This is a genomic window from Mycobacterium sp. E3298 (genome assembly GCF_001666895.1).
Classification (GTDB): Bacteria; Actinomycetota; Actinomycetes; order Mycobacteriales; family Mycobacteriaceae; genus Mycobacterium.
Window position 1 is genome coordinate 1 of record NZ_LZJB01000302.1, and the last position, 18062, is coordinate 18062.

An 18062-nucleotide genomic window follows, 5' to 3' on the forward strand; every position below is an offset into this window, starting at 1 on the left:
GCCTGGGCCAGCACCGCGTTCACCCGGCGGTGTTCACGGGCGCGCCGCGCCGCGGTGAGGGCGTCGTCCAGGGCGATCTCACAGTCGCCGATCCTGCCCAGCCGGGCCAGGCACCCGGCACGAACGGTGTGCGCCTTCGCTTCTCCTGCGGCATCGCCCAATTCCGCCAGTTTGTTGGCGGCGGCGCCCACCGCGGCCTCGATCTCGTCGAGCCGCTCGGGGTGAATCAGCATCGACAATTGGCCGTCGAAGCATGTCGCCCATGCCGCGAGTTGGGCGGAATCGACCGTGGCCGTTTGCAATTGAGCGACGGCACTGGCTGCCGACGCCACGTCACCCGCGGCCAGCAGGGCCTCGCAGCGCGCGATCAGCAGCGCGGCAACCTGGTCGTCGCGGTCGGGCAGCTCGTCGTCGATCTCTTCCAGGGCGTGCAATGCGCGGTCGTAGAGGTCGGCCGCGCCCTCGTAGGCGAGCCGTGTCATCGCCTGATCCGCCGCGCGCCTGCAGTATTCGACCGCCTTCGCCGCGTTGCCCGCCCACGCGCATTCGAAGTAGTGATACGCCAGTTCGGCGAGCAGTTCCTCGTCGGCGCCGGGCTCGCTTTCCAACGTGGTGGCGATGCGCTGGTGCAACCGCATGCGCCGCACCGACGGCAATTCGGCCAGCAGCGACTGCCGAACGATCGCGTGGTTGAACCGGTAACGGCCGCCGGGCTCTTCGATGACGATGCCTGCCTTACACGCCTCGTCGAACGCATCGACCAGGTCGTCGCCGACCACGCGTTCGACCAGTTCCAGTGCAAACCGGCTCCCGACGACAGCGGCCGCGGCGAGCGCCTTGTTGGCCTCGGCCGGAAGCCGCGAAAGACGGCGGCTTACCGCCTCGCGCACCCCCTGGGGCAGGGTGCTCTGGTCCCAGCGGCCGCCGCTTTCGTCCACGTGGCGCAGCGCCTCGATGAGGAAGAACGGGTTGCCTCCGGTGACCGAGGCCAATGCCCGGGCGAGCTCTTCGTCGTTGTAGCCGGCCTCCGCGACGTAGGTGGTCACGTCGTCCTCGTCGAGACCGCTCAGCGCTAAGCGACTGGCGGTGCCGTCGCGGTGCAAGTCGGCGAGCATCGCGGCCAGAGGGTGGGCGCGGTCGAGATCGGTGCTGCGATACGTGCCGATGATCTGCAGCCGGGCCTGCTCACCGAAACGCAGCAGATGCCGCAACAGCAGCAGCGTGGGCTTGGCCGCCCAGTGCAGGTCGTCGAGGATCAGCACGACGGGCGCGTGCGCGGAAGCCATCGCCAGCAGCGCGACGACCGCGTCGAACAGCGCATAGCGTTCGGTGTCCGGATCGGCCCGCGTCGGTGCCGCCAGATCGGGGAGGACATCGGCCAGCCCGGGAATGAGCGTGAGTAGCGCCTCCACGCCGCGCAGCCCGCGGAGCCCGCTTGCACCCAGGCACGGCACCAGCGAACGCAGCGCTTCCGCGAAGGGCTGGTACGGCGCGCCAAGGTCCTCGTCGCATCGGCCGTAGATCACGAGTGCGCCCTGGTCGTGGGCCTGCCGGGACCACTCGCCGGCCAGGCGTGTCTTGCCGACCCCCGGTTCCCCGGCGATCAGCATCGCGTGGGTGCCCCCGGCGAGCGCGGTCTGCCAGCCCGAAGCCAGTCGCTCGAGCTCGTGGCCCCGCCCGACGAACGGGCCGCGCCCGGCGAGCACCGCAGGCAGGCTAGGGCGTTCCAGCGGCGGCTCGGTGGGAGCCGCCGGACCGGGGGCGTCGACGGTAAGCAGTTGAAGCTCGAAAACGTGTTCCGGTCGCGCCAGGTTGCGCAGTTGGCGGGTTCCCAGGTCGGCCAGCACAACGTCGTCGGGCAGCGAGTCGATGACGAGCTCCGCCGTCGCACCCGAGCACAAGATCTGGCCGCCGGCGGCCAGCGACCGGAGGCGAGCGGCGCGGTTGACGGCGCGACCGAAGTAGTCGCCGTCGCGGAGCTCGACCTCCCCGGTGTGCAAAGCCACGCGGATACGCATGGGTTCGCGCAGCGCCCACGGCTCGTGCACGATCGCGTCTTGGAGCTCGATGGCCGCGGCGGCAGCCGCCGAGGGCCGATCGAAAACCGAGAATGTCGCGTCGCCCTCGCCGCGCGTCTTGATCAGCCGCCCGCCGCGCGACGTCACGACCTGTTCGACGACCTCGTCGTGTCGTGCCAGCGCCACCGCCATCGCCGCGGCGTCCGCCTCCCACGCGGCCGTCGACCCTTCGATGTCTGTCAGCAGGAAGGTGACAGCACGAGTGACCGACGAAAGCTGCTGTGCAGCAGGCGTTTCCAGCGAGGAGTCTTGTGCGACGATCGCGGCTTCCAGCCGGCGGAGCTCGGGGCCGGGGTCAACGCCCAGTTCGTCGGCCAGCAGCGCACGCGCACGCTGGTATGCGCCAAGCGCTTCGCCCTGCCTGCCGGCGCGATACAGCGCGAGCATGAGCTGGCCCCACCGCCGCTCACGCAGCGGCGCGTCGGCGACCGCGGCCTCGAGCTCCCCGATGATCTCCGCGGCCCGGCCGGTCGCGAGCAGCGCATCGGCCCGATCCTCCACCAGCGCCGCATGGCCCTCGATCCACCGCGTTTTCTCGGAGGTTCCCCGCCGGCTGTCGGGCAGCTCCGGGATCCCGCGCCAGAGGGCGAGTGCCTCCTCGAAACGGGCCACCGCCTGGCCGATGTCACCGGCGGCGGCGGCGTCGCGTCCCAGCCGGGCGGCCGACTTGTACCGCGCGGCGTCCACCTGCGTCTCGGCCAGCGTCCAGCCCGCGCCCGCCGTCAAGACGAAGCCGTCACCCAGCGCGCGACGTAGGGACGAGATGTGGGTTTGCAGCGCCTTGGCCGCGGTGCGCGGTGGGTCCTCGCCCCAGAGCAGTTCGACGAGCGTGTCGGCCGCGACGACGGAGCCGCCGTGCAAACCCAGCATCGAAAGGATCGCGCGAGGTTTGGCGCCCGGGATGACGACGGGCGCCCCGCCTAGCCGAACCTGCAGAGGTCCCAAAACCCCCAGTTCCACCGATGGAAGCGTACTCACATCGGTCATCGTCGGTGGGGCGATTCAATGCATGGTCAAGATCGAGTAAAGCTCTCGTCGCGCCGAAGCCCGCCGCCACCCTAGGGCCGGGCAGTGTGAACCGTTAGGTTTGTATCCATGGGCAATGAAGGGGGAGGTGGATCGGCGTTCACCTGGCAGGGCCGGCGCGAGTTGGTCAGCCAGATCCACGAGCAGCTCGACGAGCTGGTGGAAGCCCGCGACCAGATGGAACAACTGGTCCGCGTCATCAGCGAAATCGGTTCGGACCTCGACCTCGACGTGACCCTGCACCGAATCGTCAAGGGGGCGATGGAGCTGACCGGCTGCCGCTACGCAGCCCTGGGCATCCGCGCTCCCGATGGCGCCTTCGTCTCATTCGTGCGCGCGGGGATCGACGACGACACGGCGCGGCTGCTCGGTGATCTGCCGGTGGGTGAGGGTCTCCGGCTCGCCGACGTGAGTGCCCATCCGCAGGCCGGCGCGCTGCAAGACCACGATCCGCCGGTGCGCGCGCTGCTCGGGATTCCGATCACGGTCCGCGGAGCGGACTTCGGCAGCCTCTACCTCGCCGACGACGTGGCCGGCCGAGCGTTTTCCGACTCCCAGGCAGCGGCCGTGCGGGCCCTGGCGACCGCCGCGGCGGCGGCCGTCGACAACGCGCGCCTCTTCGAGCGGGAACGCGAATCCGCCAAATGGACGAAGGCCAGCCGCGAAATCACCACCGCGCTGCTGTCCGGCGACCCCCAGACCGGACCGCTCCAGCTGATCGTCAACCGGGCGCTCGAGTTGGCCGGCGCCGAGCAAGCGATCCTGCTGGTTCCAAAGGAGCCGGACCTGCCCGCCGACGAGGTCGACACCCTGGTCGTGGCCGCCACCGCCGGTCGATACTCCTCGGAAGTGATCGGTCGCCAGGTGCCGATGGACGGCTCCACCACGGGCGGTGTCGCGCGGCGCGGCCTGCCGCTCATCACCGACTCCTTCCAATACCCGATCGAGGGTTTCACCGACGTCGGCGAACGCTCCGCGATCGTGATGCCGCTGATCGCCGACGGCGCGGTGCTAGGCGTCATCGCCGTCGCTCGCGACCCGCAGCAGTCGCCCTTTGGCGACGATTACCTCGAGCTCGTCAGCGACTTCGCCCGGCACGCGGCCATCGCCCTGGCGCTCGCGGCGGGCCGCGAACACGCGCTCAACCAGGAACTCGCCCTAGCCGACAGCGTGGACGACGCGGTGAACGCCGCGGCGGAGGAATTGCGCCGGCTGTGGCGGGCCCGCCGCGTCGTCGCCGTCACCTTTCCGGCTCAGAGTTCTTCCACCGGAACCGCCTATGGCCCAACACAAGTCGTGTCGGTCGGTGAGCCCGCGCAGTGGGCAGACCTGCCACCCCGTACCCAGCACGTGCTCAGCGCGTTGCGCGATGGCGACCTCCTCACCCCCAGCACGGGGGAGCCCGGGACGGCGGGCATCGCGCTGCAGCACCCCGAGGGCGTGCTTGTGGTCTGGATCGATTTGGCCGAACGCCGGCCGTTCACGCTCGAAGACCAGACCCTGCTGACCGTGCTGGCGGGCCGGCTCGGCCAGGGCCTGCAGCGGGTCCATCAGGTTGACCAGCAGCGCGAAACCGCCCTGGCGCTCCAGCACGCGATCCTGGGTCCCGCTGATCTGCCGCACGGGTTCGCCGTGCGCTATCAGGCCGCCAGCCGCCCCTTGCAGGTGGGCGGCGACTGGTACGACATCGTCGACCTCGAAGACGGCCGTATCGCGATGGTCGTCGGCGACTGCGTCGGGCATGGCCTGGCCGCCGCGACCGTGATGGGGCAGGTGCGCAGCGCGTGCCGCGCGTTGCTGTTCGAAAACCCGAGCCCGGGGGCGGCTCTCGCCGGGATGGATCGCTTCGCCGCACGGCTGCCCGGCGCGCAATGCACCACCGCCGTCTGCGCGGTGCTCAACCCCGAGACCGGCGAGCTGGTCTATTCCAGTGCCGGGCACCCGCCGCCCATCCTGGTGCACGCGGATGGCACCACCCAGATGCTCGACGACGGCCACACCATCGCGTTGGGGGTACGGCCCAACTGGTCTCGCCCCGAGGCCCGGGCGACTGTGCCGGCGCGCGCCACCTTGCTGCTCTATACCGACGGCCTGGTCGAACGTCGCCGTACCGCGTTGGGGCAGGGCATCTCCAGGGCCGCCGAATTCGTGAAGGACGGGCGCGGGGAGACGCTGGACGAATTGGCGAACCACATCATGTCCGGTCTGGCCCCTAGCGGCGGGTATCAGGACGACGTTGTCGTTCTGCTTTACCGTCATCCCGCTCCACTGGAGCTGACGTTCCCGGCCGATGTCAGTCACTTGGCGCCGGCACGAACCGCGCTCCGCACCTGGCTGACACGCACCCGACTGGACCCGGAACAGGCGATGAACGTGCTGGTCGCCGCCGGGGAGGCCGTCGCCAACGCCATCGAGCACGGTCACCGGGGCCAGCGGGAAGGCACCATCAAGCTGGGCGCGACCGCACTGGTCGACCGGGTGCAGTTGACCATCACCGACACCGGCTCGTGGAAAACTCCGCAACCGGCTAGTTATCCCCACCGGGGACGGGGTATTGCCCTCATGCGGGGGCTCATGAATGACGTCACCATCAATCCTGATGCCGCCGGAACCACGGTTCACCTATCCGCGAGGATCACATGATGCCCACGTCGCTCTCCCTCGACACCGCGCGCCGCGCCGACGGGGAGCTGATGTTGGTCGCGGCCGGGGAGATCGATCTGAGCAACATCGACGACTTCGTGCAGGCCCTCACCAACATCAGCGGAGAAGCCGCGAGCGGTGGTCCGCTCACCGTCGACCTCAGCGGCGTCGAGTACCTCGACAGCGCCGCCATCAATGCCTTGTTCTCCCACGCCGACCACATCAACCTGATCGCCCACCCGATCCTGATGCCGATCCTCACCGTCAGCGGCCTCACCGAATTGGTCGCCGTCGAACCCGCGGCTTTGGCGGACTGACGACGACCGGCCGAGCGTCAGGGGTTCTCGGCGATCCAGGTGGTGGTGAAGCGCTGCAACGCTGGCAGGCTTTGGGTCAGATCGGCTTGCATCGATTTCTCGAGTTTGCGGCCCACCAACGGGATCCTCATCGCCACCTCCACGGCGAAGCGCAGTCGAGCCCCGTCTCCGGCGGGCGCCATGACCGCGTCCGCGCGCCCTGACCCCAGACCGCCGGAGGACACGACGTTGATCTGCCCGCGGACTTCGCCATCACCGATCGATCGCCACGTCTCGCTGTGAACGATCTTCAGCTCCCCGGGGACGACCTTGGCAATCAGCGCGGGCATTATCTGCCGGGATACGTGTTGGGTTGCCCGCATGCTCACCGTGCCGTCGGCGTCGACTTCCAGCGAATCCAGCGTGGTGGGGGCGTTGCTCGCTTTCAGGCGGGCCAGCCAGTAGTCCTCCCGCCCAAACGCCGCGTGGATTTGTTCCACGCTGGCGGGCGATTCGATGCGGATGTCGAAGGAGCGCGACATAGCAACCGATTCTTGCAAAGGGCCGGCCACGGCGAGCGGCGTGGCGCAGGTTTCGAACGTACGTGCGATGGTTATCCCTCCTCGCGGAGGTGAAGGACATGACTGACGACACGCGACAGGCGCCGAGCGAGAATCCGGAGAAGGACACGTCCCAGTGGGTGACCGGCGACGAGCCGATGACCGGTCCGCAGCGCAGCTACCTGCAAACGTTGGCCCAGGAAGCGGGCCGGGACGTTCCCGATGATTTGACCAAGGCGCAGGCGTCCGAGCTCATCGACGAGTTGCAGGAACAGACCGGACGCGGCAACTGATCAGCCGGCGGGCCCGCCCCGGACGGTGGGCGTCGTCGGCGTCCGGGGCCGGGTCGCCTTACCGGTGAGGTCTCCGAATCTGACGCTGACGCGCTGAAAGCCCTTGACGCGTTCGGCTTTCGCCTTCTTGGTGTAGGTCTTGCGGTCGGCCGGCGTAAGTTCCGCGTTGTCTGTGAAGGGCGTGAGCAACGCCCGCGGGTAAAGGCGTTCCACCAGAACGACATTGATCTCGGCGCACAGAACCAGCGTTGACGACACTAGAAACAGAAAGGCCAGTAATCCCAGAACCAAGGCGAAGACGCTGTTGGTCGCGCTGGCCGACTTCACGGTGTGCCGAATGTATCCGGCGCCGCCCCACTGCAGGATCTGCCAAATGACCGCTGCCGCAAGCGCTCCGGGCAGCACCTGGCGATACGTCAGCTCCCGCGCGGTGGTGACGCGAAACGCCACCAGGCAAATCATCGCGTTGATCGCCACGGCCACCAGCGCGATGCCGATCTTTCCGAAGACGCCCAGCGCTCCTGTCGCCTGGCCGGCCGCCGACAGGACCGTGGCGGCGATGGCCGCCGAGCCCAGGACCAACAGCAACATCAAGCTGCGCAGTCGTGAGCGGACGGGGTCCGGACGCTTGTTCCTAGGGACGGCCCACACCGAGTCCATGGCATTCTGCACCGCCTGACCCACGCCAAGGCCGCCGTAGAGGGCGCCGGCGATGCCGACGACCACGGCGACGGTTCCTCCGCTGAGCCCTGCGGGCTGATGCAGCTGATCGCCGATGACCGGGAATTGGCTCAACGTGCTGTGCAGCACCTGTTCCCGCAGGTCGGGGCGTCCGGCGAGCACCACTCCGAGGCCGGTGGTCAACAGCAGCAGTAGCGGGAACAGGGATACGAACCCGTAGTAGGTGATCAAGGCGGATAGGTAGCCGCCTTGATCATCCAGATATTTGTAGACGACCCCGATAACCACGCCGGCGGCGCGGTTTCGTCGCTGCAGCCTGTCCAGCCAGCCGACCATCTCGTGCTCACTTCGTTTCTACGGAAGCGGATACCCCCCCGATGGGATTGCCTGGTGATACCCGCATTCGGCGACGATCAATCCCGCGCGGGCCCTGTGGGGCTGCCCCCGTGCCAGGATGGGGAGATGGGCGACGACGAAATGCATTCGGAGCGCGAATTCAACGAGCGCAACATCGAGGAGTTCCGCCGCAACGGCGGCAAGGTCGGCGGGCAGTTCGAGGGCTTCCCGTTGCTGCTGTTGACCTCGACCGGGGCACGAAGCGGTGCGCAGCGGGTAAACCCCGTCGCTTACTTCGATGTCGACGGCAGGATCTACGTCGTCGGGTCCGCCGCGGGCCGGGAGAAGAACCCCGCTTGGGTGCACAACATTCGCGCCCATCCGCGGGTGACCGTGGAGATCGGCTCACAGGAGCCCAAGCCGGCGACCGTGCGCGAATTGCCGCGCGACGAGCGGGATTCCGTCTACCGGATCGTGGTCGAGCGGGCGCCGGGCTTCGGCGACTACCAGGAGCGCACCGACCGCGTCATCCCGGTGTTCGAGCTGGTTACCGAATAACAGCACCGCCAACCGGTTTCGTGTCGCAAAATCATTTGAACCGAGTGTCATCGGCGGGGAGGAGACCGACATGACGTGTGCAGCAATGACGCCCCCGGTGCGCGGCCGGATGCTCTGGGCCGTCGCACTCGTTTTGGCGATGTTGCCGGTGATCGCGGTTTCGGCGCCGGCGATCGGCCGGGCCGATCCCAATTGTGCTGAAGGGTTTATCTGGAGCGCGGACTTGCATCAATGCGTTCCCTGGGTCCCGGCGGTGAATGGGCCGGGCGGACCCGGCGGGCCTGGTGGTCCGGGAGGACCCGGGGGACCGGGTGGGCCTGGTGGCCCAGGTGGGCCGGGAGGGCCCGGCCCGCGGTAGGGCCCGGCTGGCTCGGGAACTCTTCGCCCCTCGCGGGTCGTTATACTGGCTAAGTATCGCCATGACTGCGAGGGGAAGACGCATGCCACGCACAGACAACGACAGCTGGGATCTGGCCACCAGCGTGGGCGCGACCGCCACGATGGTGGCCGCGGCCCGAGCGATCGCGACCAGGGCTGACAACCCGCTTATCGAAGACCGATTCGCCGAGCCGCTGGTTCGCGCGGTCGGAGTGGACTTCTTCACGCGATGGGTCGACGGCGACCTCGTCGCCGCTGACGTCGACGACCACGAATCCGGTTGGAAGCTCGAGCACATGCCCCTGGCGATGGCCGCCCGCACCCGATTCTTCGACGCCTTCTTCCACGACGCGGCGCAGGCCGGGATCCGCCAGGCCGTAATCCTGGCTTCCGGCCTGGACGCGCGTGCCTACCGGTTGGCATGGCCTGCCGACATGACGGTCTTCGAGATCGACCAGCCGGCGGTGATCGAGTTCAAGACCGCCACCCTGGCGAAGTTGGGCGCGGCCCCGCGGGCAGACCTGCGCGCCGTCGCCATTGATCTGCGCAGCGACTGGCCGAAAGCTCTGGTGGATGCGGGCTTTGACAAGAGCCGCCCAACCGCCTGGATCGCGGAGGGTCTTTTCGGGTACCTGCCGCCCGAGGCGCAGGACCGCTTGCTCGACAACATCTCCGCGCTGAGCGCCGAGGGCAGCAGGCTGGCCGTCGAAGCCATCCCGGACCGTCCGCAGCAAGACGTCGAGAAGGCGCGCGAAATGATGCGCCGGGCCACCGCCAAGTGGCGCGAGCACGGCTTCGAGTTGGATTGGGAGGAGCTGGGTTTCGACGGTGAGCGCAACGACGTCGCCGACTACCTGAAGGATCTCGGCTGGCGGACGGTCGGCAAGCCTATGAGTGAGCTGCTGGCCGGCAGCGGGCTCGCGGCGATTCCCCAGACCAACGACTCGGTGTCCGTCGCCGACACGATCTACTACAGCTCGGTTCTGGGCGAATGACGGAGCCGAGCCGCCGAGGACTCAACGACGCGGTCACGCGGCTCTGGAGCTTCCTGGCCCCGGTCTACGACCTGCCGTTGTTGCAGCAGTGGGTATATCGTCCGCCGCACGACGAGGTGATAGCGCAACTGCGTGCTCACCATGCCCACAAGATAGCCGATATCGCTTGCGGCACAGGCATTCTCAGTGATCGGATCGCGCGCGAGCTCCAGCCCGACGAGATCTACGGTGTCGACATGTCCGAGGGCATGCTCGGCCAGGCGCGCGCCCGAACCGACCGGGTGCAGTGGTTACGTGGCCCTGCGGAGCGGCTCCCTTTCGACGACGGGGCCCTCGACGCGGTGGTGACCACCTCGGCGTTCCACTTCTTCGATCAGCCGGCGGCGCTGCGCGAATTCCACCGCGTGCTGGCGCCCGGCGGACTGGTGGCCGTATCGGCCCTCAGTGCGCGGCAACGGCGACTCCAGGCACCGTCGGCCAATAGGTGGAAGCCGCAACACAATGCGTCGCCGACGGAGATGCGCACGATGTTCGAAGACGCCGGGTTCGTCGTCAGCGAGCAGCGCCGCATCCCGCGGCCGGTCTGGACACGCGTCGTTTCCGACCTGATCACAGTCGGCATCAAGAACTGATCGACCGTCAGGCGGCCACCGCGCTCGCGGCGCGAGGAGCGGATCGCGGGAATGGATCGCGGTGACCGGTGTGCACCACGCGGGAGGGTCGATACGCCTGGGCCGGGCGGGCGACGATGGCGACATGCTGCCGGGCGAAGCGCTCCTGCCCGAGCTCACCCGTCCGATCGATGAAGTCGGAGGCGATCCACCCGGCGCCGAAAAGGGCCAGCGCGAAGCCGAATTGAAGCGGCGAGCCGGCGACGAGCGCCACCAAAGCGCACATTCCCGCGACCATCGCGACGGCGAATGTGACCAAGTAGAGAAGGGTTACGCGAGGGTCTCGTGCGGGCCGCGTGGACATCGCGCCTCCTCATCGGTCGATTACTCTGGCAGGGGGAAACCCAAACCGTGACCTCGATGTTTCGCTATCGAGACACGTCAATCGAGGGCCATACGGCATCGATGCAACGGCGTAGTACCCCCACCGAGAGGCCAAAGGTCCCACCGCGGCAATTCTTTTCATTCGGTCCGCATGCCGGGGCGGCATAAACGTCTGCGGTGCGGGGTGATTCGCCACCTGCGAGCCAGGTTATCGACAAGCAGCACGATGCCCGCCCCGCCGGGTGGCGAAGCGGGCGTCGTGCTTACTGCGGTTTACAGCGGAATCCACACTCCGAAGAACCAGAAGCCCCACTGATTGAAGCCGGGGTCCCACACCGGGGTCTCCTGATAGCCCCAGTAGTTGATCGGACCGTACCCCCAATATCCACCGGGCGGGGGGAGCGGCCGGTCCCACGCGGGGCGAGGCGGCGCACCGGGTCCCCAAGGCGCCGGACCGTCACCCCACGGGGCGCCGCGGAAGTAGCCGCGCTGAGGATCTCCGTGCCACGGACCGCCCGGTCCGCCCGGTCCGCCGGGGCCGCCGGGGCCGCCTGGGTGGTCGGGCCCGCCCGGGCCGCCGGGTCCGCCTGGATGATCGGGCCCTCCGGGGCCTCCGGGGCCTCCGGGTCCACCGGGACCATTTGGCCCGCCCGGGTGACCGGGGCCACCTGGCCCACCAGGTCCGCCCTGCGGCCCGCCGGGACCGCCGGGGCCCCCAGGTCCGCCCGGCCCGCCGGGGCCCCCAGGTCCGCCCGGATCGCCGGGTGCGTTCGGGGGATGAATGCCCCCGGGAGCGGGTGCGCCATGGTTGCCTGCCGGGCCAGGCGGCGGCCCGCCGGGAGCGGCGCTGGCCGCACCGGAACCCATGCCCAACGCCGCAGCGCTCAGAGCGCCGGCAACGGTCATCCCCCCAAGAAATTGCTTAAGTTTCATAGTTCTTCACCCTGTCTGACTACTGGTGAATTCCTCAGAATCCCCCCTTACATCAACCGACCATAGATAGCTTGCCTATGCAACGGCTGTGAGAGGCCCATGCGGAGCTTTGGGTCGTGCACGCGGCACCCCGACCACGGAAGGCGGACGGTCGGCTCAGGTACCGCGAGACATAAACCGCTGCGATCCGCGACGGCGTGTCGTCGCAGGCGTTTATGTGTCGCGGCTCGGCGCCAGCCAGACGCGGCACCTTTGGGTAGCCCGACAAGCGGGAGTAAACCGTTTGGCAAGGCTATGTTTGCTAGTCCGGCGGGTCTTTGATGTATATCGTTGCGGCCGTGTCGAGCCCGTCGCATCCCCATCCGTCCGAGCCGCACGTGGGTTCGGTGTCGTCGAAATTGAACTGGCTGCGCGCCGGAGTCCTGGGCGCCAACGACGGAATCGTGTCCACGGCGGGCATCGTGGTGGGGGTCGCGGCCGCGACGGTGGAACGCGCTCCCGTGTTGACCGCCGGCACCGCCGGACTGGTCGCCGGAGCGGTGTCGATGGCGCTGGGCGAATACGTTTCGGTCAGCACCCAACGTGACACCGAGAAGGCGCTGCTGCACAAGGAACGCCAGGAGCTGCGCGACGATCCGGTCGCCGAAATGGACGAGCTCGCCGCCTTGTACGAGGCGAAAGGCCTGACGGCCGCGACCGCCCGCACCGTCGCCGAGGAACTCACCGACCACAATCCGCTTCTCGCGCACGCCGAAGTCGAACTGGGCATCAATCCCGAGGAGCTGACCAATCCCTGGCAGGCGGCGTCGTCTTCGGCGTTGTCGTTCGCAATCGGGGCCCTGCTGCCGCTGATCGCGATCTTGGTTCCGCCGGCGGCGTGGCGGATCCCGGTCACCGTCGCGGCGGTGCTCGTCGCGCTGGTCATCACCGGGGCGGTGTCGGCCGGTTTGGGCGGAGCGCCCAAGGGCCGCGCTGTGCTCCGCAACGTCATCGGAGGCGGTCTCGCATTGGCGATCACGTACGTGATCGGCCACCTGGTGGGCGCGGCGATCGCCTGAGCCGCGGTATAACCTGCCTGAATCGGGTCGACCCGGGGCGACTGTGGCCGGTAACTGTAATATCTACTGTTGCCATCCTTGCATGAGGGATCCCAACTCCGGGCGGAGCGTCGCGCATTGACCGAAACGAATCTCGTGCCCGATGACGTCGATTCGGCGGCGCAGGAGCCATACTTCCTGCGCGACGAAACCCGTTTCGTGCCAAACCCGATCGCGCGCGGTGGGTGGGGCCCGTCGCTCAGCGGACACGTCGTCGGCGGACTCCTCGGGTGGGCGGTGGAACGCGCGGTCGATGACCCGGAACTTCAACCCGCCCGCCTGACCGTCGACCTTCCCGCACCGGTCGCGCTGGAACCCATGGAGGTGCATACCACCGTGCACCACGACCGGCGGCGGCTGCGGCTCGTCGAGGTCGTCCTCACCCAGCACGGTCTCCCGGTTGCGCGGGGGAGCGCCTTGTTCCTGCGGCGCGGCCCCCAGCCAGAGGGGCAGGTGTGGTCGCCGAACCCACAGATGCCGCCGCTGCCCATCGAGGACGGCGCCCAACCGACGCTCTTCATGCGCACCTACGGATGGGGCACCGAATTGCAGAATCGCGACCCCGAATGGGTCGACGCCTCCGGCCAGAAATACACCTGGCTTTGCGAAACCCGCTCGCTCATCGGCGGTGAACCGCTCAGCCCGTTCACCCGCGCCGCCATGGCAGCCGATATCACTGCCTCCCTTGCCAATTGGGGAACAAACGGTTTGCAGTTCATCAATGCCGACTACACGCTCACGCTGAGCCGACTGCCGGAAGGCCCACACATCGGCATGGCCTCGCTGACCCACTACAGCCACGACGGGGTGGCCACCGGTTCGGCTGTACTCGTCGACCGCACGGGTCCCATCGGCAGCGGCGTTTCGGTTGGCATAGCGCACTCCGGATTCCGCCCGACACAGGTCAATCCGACGAGCGAATGAGCATCGGAAGCGACGTCACCTACTGGAGGCTGGTCGCCGACGCGGCGCGGGCGGAATCGCCCCGGCCGCTGCTCGCCGACGACCACGCGCGCACGCTGACGGCGCGGCAGTTCCACGATGCCGCCTGCGCGACGGCCGCCGCGTTCGCCGCTTTGGGGATCCGCGCGGGAACCGTCGTGTCTTGGCAGTTGCCGACCACGCTGGAGACCGTGGTCGTCATGGCGGCGCTGGCCCGGCTCGGTGCGGTGCAAAACCCGATCATCCCGATCTTGCGGGAGCACGAGGTCGGTTTCATCACCGAGCAGCTCTCCTCGGAATACCTTGTGGTGCCCGAGCTTTGGCGCGGATTCGATCATGGCGCCCTGGCGCGGGCCCTGTCCGCGAGTCGAGGTTTCAAGGTCATCACCGTCGACTTGGTGACGCCGCCGGCCGGCGGCGAGCTTCGGCTGCCTCAGGCGGACGCCGGTGCGCTCCCGCCGCCGCCGGCTTCGGCCCGCGATGCGCGATGGGTCTACTACTCGTCGGGAACCACCGCCGCGCCCAAAGGGATTTGCCATACCGACGCATCGGTGATGGCCGGCGCGACCGGGCTGGTCGAGGCGATCGGCATCACCGGCGACGATGTCGATCCCATCGCCTTTCCGGTCGCGCACATCGGCGGCGCGGTGATGCTGGCCGCCGCGCTGCGGACCGGCATGCGGTTGGCGCTGTTCGAGGTATTCGACCCGCCGGCGACGCCGTACTCCATCGCGGCGCACAACCCGACCTTCCTGGGCACCGCGACCCCCTTTTTCCTCGGCTTCCTCGAAGCCCAGCGAGCCCACGGCGACCGGCCGTTGTTCCCGTTCCTGCGCGGCTGCCTGGCCGGCGGCGCGCCCATCACCGCCGAACTCGGTCGCCAGATCCGGGAAGCCTTCGGTCTTCCCGGCATCGCCAACGCCTGGGGGCTCACCGAGTTCCCGGTGGCGGCTTCACCGTCGCTCACCGACACGCCGGATTCGCTGGACCACACCGTCGGTAGGCCGACGCGGGGGGTCAGCGTCCGGGTGGTGGGCAACGACGAAGGCGAACTGCCCGTCGGTCAGGAGGGCGAGCTCCGCCTCAAGGGTCCCCAATGCTTTCTCGGCTACGCCGACCCCGCGCTGGACGCCGACGCGTTCGACGAGGACGGCTGGCTCCGCACGGGAGATCTCGGGCTGGTCGATCAGGACGGCAACGTCCGCGTGACCGGTCGGATCAAGGATGCGATCATCCGCAATGCCGAGAACGTTTCGGCTCTCGAAGTCGAGAATGTGCTGGCCACCCACCCCGCGGTCGCCGACGTGGCGGTCATCGGGGTTCCCGACCCGCGCACCGGCGAGCGGGTATGCGCGGTCGTGGTGCCCGCGTCGGCCGAGAGCGTGTCGTTGGAATCCCTTGTGCAGCATTGCCATTCGAACGGGCTGAGCCGCTATAAACACCCAGAACGATTGGTGATGGTCGAAGCCTTGCCGCGCAACCAATTCGGCAAGGTCATCAAGAAAGACCTCCGCGAAGCCTTCGGGTGATTTCGGGCTACAGCCCCTTGGGGGCCTCGCGGACGGCCTGCACCGCGGCCGCGTCGCCGTCGAACTCCACTCGCGCCGAACGCCCGACCGAGAACAGCAGCAGCTCCTCGGGCGGGCCGGTCACCGTGACGGCCGGGCCGCTTCCCGCGGTCAGCATCGTCTTGCCCTCCGGGGTGCGCAGTGCCACCCGGCCCGGCACCTTGGCCAGCGTCAGCCGCGCCATCATCGGCAGGGTGCGGCGCAGCCTGGCGCTCAGCTCGGGTTCCAGCGCCCGCGGCTCCCAGCCCGGCTGCGCGCGCCGCACGTCCTCGTGATGGATGAACATCTCCGCCACGTTGGCCACCGGGTCGAGCAGCTTCAACGGCGAGTAAAGCGGCGGGCCGGATGCGACCTTGTCGACCAGCTCGTCCCACTCGGCCCGTTCGGCCACCTGGTTCTGCACCTTTTCGGTGTGCGGGGCGAAGAACGGGATCAGGATGCCCGGGGCGGCGTCGGGCCGGTACTCCCGGATGACGAGGTGGGCGGCGAGGTCCCGCGTCTTCCACCCCTCGCACAAGGTGGGCGCATCCGGCCCGGCTGCGCGCATGGTTTCGACGAGGGCGGCACGTTCGCGTTGCGCGACAGACATGTGTTCAGGGTAGGACCAGCCCCCGGGCACGGACCATCCGCGTCTCGGTAAATTTGCATCGTCGTCTCCTGGAGGAAAGTGCAGGCAATCTGATGAACGCGCGTGTCGAGCAGCTGGAGTTTCAGGCCGAGGCCCGGCAACTGCTGGACCTGATGGTCCACTCCGTCTACTCCAATAAGGATTCGTTTCTGCGGGAGCTGATCTCGAACGCTTCCGACGCACTGGACAAGCTGCGGCTGGAAGCCTTCCGCAATAAAGACCTCGATGTCGACACCTCCGACTTGCACATCGAGATCGAGGTGGATAAGAGCGCCCGGACGCTCACTATCCGCGACAACGGCATCGGCATGACCCGGGACGAGGTGGTGGGGCTGATCGGCACCCTGGCCAAGTCGGGCACGGCCGAGCTGCGTCAGCAATTGAAGGAGGCCCAGAACGAGGCCGCGTCGGAGGAACTGATCGGTCAGTTCGGCATCGGGTTCTATTCGAGCTTCATGGTCGCCGACAAGGTCGAGCTGCTCACCCGCAAGGCCGGCGAGAGCGAAGCCACCAAGTGGGAATCCAGCGGCGAGGGCACCTACACCATCGAAGCCGTCGAGGACGCACCACAGGGGACGTCGGTCACGCTGCACCTCAAGCCCGAAGACGCCGAGGACGAGCTGCACGACTACACCTCGGAGTGGAAGATCCGCAGCCTGGTCAAGAAGTATTCCGACTTCATCGCCTGGCCCATCCGGATGGAGGTCGAACGACGGACTCCGGCTGAGGAGGAGGGCGGCGAGGAGACCGTCACGCTCGAAACCGAGACCCTCAACTCGATGAAGGCGCTCTGGGCCAGGCCCAAAGAAGAGGTCTCCGAGGAGGAGTACAAGGAGTTCTACAAGCACGTCGCCCACGCCTGGGACGACCCGCTGGAAATCATCGCGATGAAGGCCGAGGGCACCTTCGAATACCAGGCGCTGCTGTTCATCCCGTCGCACGCGCCGTTCGACCTGTTCAACCGGGACGCGCAGACCGGGATCCAGCTGTACGTCAAGCGGGTGTTCATCATGGGCGACTGCGACCAGCTGATGCCCGAATACCTGCGCTTCGTCAAAGGCGTCGTGGACGCGCAGGACATGTCGCTCAACGTCTCGCGCGAGATCCTGCAGCAGGATCGGCAGATCAAGGCCATCCGGCGGCGGCTCACCAAGAAGGTCCTGTCGACCATCAAGGAGCTGCAGTCCGAGCGGCCCGACGACTACCGCAGCTTCTGGACCCAGTTCGGCCGAGTCGTCAAAGAGGGCCTGCTGTCCGACTTCGACAACCGCGAGACCCTGCTGCAAGTCTGCTCATTCGCCTCGACGCACAGTGAGGAGGAGGCCACCACCCTCGCCGAGTATGTGGAACGGATGAAGGAGGGCCAGGAGCAGATCTTCTTCGCCACGGGGGAGACGCGGCAACAGATCCTGAAGTCGCCGCACCTGGAGGCCTTCAAAGCCAAGGGCTACGAGGTCTTGCTGCTCACCGACCCGGTCGACGAGGTCTGGGTCGGAACGGTGACAGAGTTCGACGGCAAGCCGCTGCAATCGGTCGCCAAGGGCGAGGTGGACCTGAGCGCCGAAGGCGACGAGAGCGAGGCCGAGCGCGAGGAGCAACAGAAGGACTTCGCCGACCTGCTGACCTGGATGAAGGAGACGTTGAGCGACCACGTCAAGGAGGTGCGGCTCTCCAGCCGATTGACGGAGTCGCCGGCCTGCCTGATCACCGACGCCTTCGGCATCACCCCGGCGCTGGCGCGGCTCTACCGCGCGTCCGGGCAGGACATCCCGGTCGGCAAGCGGATTCTCGAGCTCAACCCGAACCACCCGCTGGTTACCGGCCTGCGAGAGGCGCAAAAGAAGGCGGAGGGCGACGCCGCGCTCGCCGCCCTTGCCGAGACCGCCGAATTGCTCTACGGCACAGCGCTTCTCGCCGAAGGGGGTGCGCTTGACGATCCGGCCCGGTTCGCCGAGCTGCTCGCCGACCGGTTGACCCGCACCGTGTAGCCCGGGATTTGCCAGGTTTGCGCCAGGGGTGTTCGCGGTCGGCTTGGCCGGCAAATGGGAGATAAGC

16 protein-coding genes are annotated in these 18062 nt (G+C 68.0%); 10 read left to right on the top strand and 6 right to left on the bottom strand.

Annotated elements, in window-relative coordinates; genetic code table 11:
• A partial coding sequence (locus A9X05_RS14040) for a BTAD domain-containing putative transcriptional regulator (RefSeq protein WP_156736708.1) occupies positions 1–3038 on the bottom strand: 3038 nt, incomplete at its 3' end.
• 135 nt (positions 3039–3173) lie between these two features.
• On the opposite strand from A9X05_RS14040, the gene A9X05_RS14045 reads away from it, so the two are divergent.
• Positions 3174–5747, top strand: a complete 2574-nt coding sequence (locus tag A9X05_RS14045) for a SpoIIE family protein phosphatase (protein WP_067782052.1) — start codon at positions 3174–3176, stop codon at positions 5745–5747.
• Positions 5747–6064, top strand: a complete 318-nt coding sequence (locus A9X05_RS14050; RefSeq protein WP_067782167.1) for an STAS domain-containing protein — start codon at positions 5747–5749, stop codon at positions 6062–6064. The genes A9X05_RS14045 and A9X05_RS14050 overlap by 1 nt, the downstream gene beginning before the upstream one ends.
• 17 nt (positions 6065–6081) lie before the next feature.
• Here the strand turns inward: A9X05_RS14050 and A9X05_RS14055 are convergent, their stop codons facing one another.
• Positions 6082–6585, bottom strand: coding sequence for a DUF2505 domain-containing protein (locus A9X05_RS14055; protein WP_067748295.1), 504 nt, complete (start codon positions 6583–6585; stop codon positions 6082–6084).
• Positions 6586–6683: 98 nt separating this feature from the next.
• Here A9X05_RS14055 and A9X05_RS14060 point away from each other — a divergent pair, with 98 nt between their 5' ends.
• Complete coding sequence (locus A9X05_RS14060; RefSeq protein ID WP_067782169.1) at positions 6684–6896, top strand: DUF3072 domain-containing protein; 213 nt, start codon at positions 6684–6686, stop codon at positions 6894–6896.
• On the opposite strand, the gene A9X05_RS14065 is transcribed toward A9X05_RS14060, so the two are convergent.
• Positions 6897–7913, bottom strand: a complete 1017-nt coding sequence (locus A9X05_RS14065) for a YihY/virulence factor BrkB family protein (RefSeq protein WP_067782055.1) — start codon at positions 7911–7913, stop codon at positions 6897–6899. It lies immediately after the preceding gene.
• A 126-nt stretch (positions 7914–8039) separates the two neighbouring features.
• Here A9X05_RS14065 and A9X05_RS14070 point away from each other — a divergent pair, with 126 nt between their 5' ends.
• From A9X05_RS14070 to A9X05_RS14080, 3 genes are all read left to right on the top strand, one after another.
• A complete protein-coding gene (locus tag A9X05_RS14070; protein WP_067748291.1) occupies positions 8040–8471 on the top strand; it encodes a nitroreductase family deazaflavin-dependent oxidoreductase in 432 nt (143 codons plus the stop codon).
• 440 nt (positions 8472–8911) lie between these two features.
• Entirely contained in the window at positions 8912–9844 is a 933-nt protein-coding gene (locus A9X05_RS14075; RefSeq protein ID WP_067782058.1) for an SAM-dependent methyltransferase, read from the top strand.
• On the top strand, positions 9841–10476 hold the full coding sequence (locus A9X05_RS14080) for a class I SAM-dependent methyltransferase (RefSeq protein WP_067748286.1): 636 nt from the start codon (positions 9841–9843) through the stop codon (positions 10474–10476). Before A9X05_RS14075 ends, A9X05_RS14080 begins: the two co-directional genes overlap by 4 nt.
• Before the next feature lie 7 nt (positions 10477–10483).
• On the opposite strand, the gene A9X05_RS14085 is transcribed toward A9X05_RS14080, so the two are convergent.
• Both A9X05_RS14085 and A9X05_RS32175 read right to left on the bottom strand, forming a co-directional pair.
• On the bottom strand, positions 10484–10774 hold the full coding sequence (locus tag A9X05_RS14085) for a hypothetical protein (RefSeq protein WP_067782060.1): 291 nt from the start codon (positions 10772–10774) through the stop codon (positions 10484–10486).
• Positions 10775–11112: 338 nt separating this feature from the next.
• Positions 11113–11772: a chitin-binding protein gene (locus A9X05_RS32175; protein WP_082969655.1), complete on the bottom strand. Its 660-nt coding sequence runs from the start codon at positions 11770–11772 to the stop codon at positions 11113–11115.
• 320 nt (positions 11773–12092) lie between these two features.
• Here A9X05_RS32175 and A9X05_RS14095 point away from each other — a divergent pair, with 320 nt between their 5' ends.
• From A9X05_RS14095 to A9X05_RS14105, 3 genes are all read left to right on the top strand, one after another.
• On the top strand, positions 12093–12830 hold the full coding sequence (locus A9X05_RS14095; protein WP_197499059.1) for a VIT family protein: 738 nt from the start codon (positions 12093–12095) through the stop codon (positions 12828–12830).
• Between the two features lie 177 nt (positions 12831–13007).
• A complete protein-coding gene (locus A9X05_RS14100; protein ID WP_231978379.1) occupies positions 13008–13793 on the top strand; it encodes a thioesterase family protein in 786 nt (261 codons plus the stop codon).
• The gene (locus A9X05_RS14105) at positions 13790–15340 is read left to right on the top strand and encodes a class I adenylate-forming enzyme family protein (RefSeq protein WP_067782067.1); all 1551 of its coding nucleotides are present in this window, start codon (positions 13790–13792) and stop codon (positions 15338–15340) included. The genes A9X05_RS14100 and A9X05_RS14105 overlap by 4 nt, the downstream gene beginning before the upstream one ends.
• Positions 15341–15347: 7 nt before the next feature.
• Here the strand turns inward: A9X05_RS14105 and A9X05_RS14110 are convergent, their stop codons facing one another.
• A complete protein-coding gene (locus tag A9X05_RS14110) occupies positions 15348–15968 on the bottom strand; it encodes a TIGR03085 family metal-binding protein (protein WP_067782070.1) in 621 nt (206 codons plus the stop codon).
• Positions 15969–16060: 92 nt separating this feature from the next.
• Between A9X05_RS14110 and htpG the strand changes: the two genes are divergently transcribed.
• The gene (gene htpG / locus A9X05_RS14115; RefSeq protein WP_067782075.1) at positions 16061–17995 is read left to right on the top strand and encodes a molecular chaperone HtpG; all 1935 of its coding nucleotides are present in this window, start codon (positions 16061–16063) and stop codon (positions 17993–17995) included.
• The last annotated feature ends 67 nt before the right edge of the window (positions 17996–18062 follow it).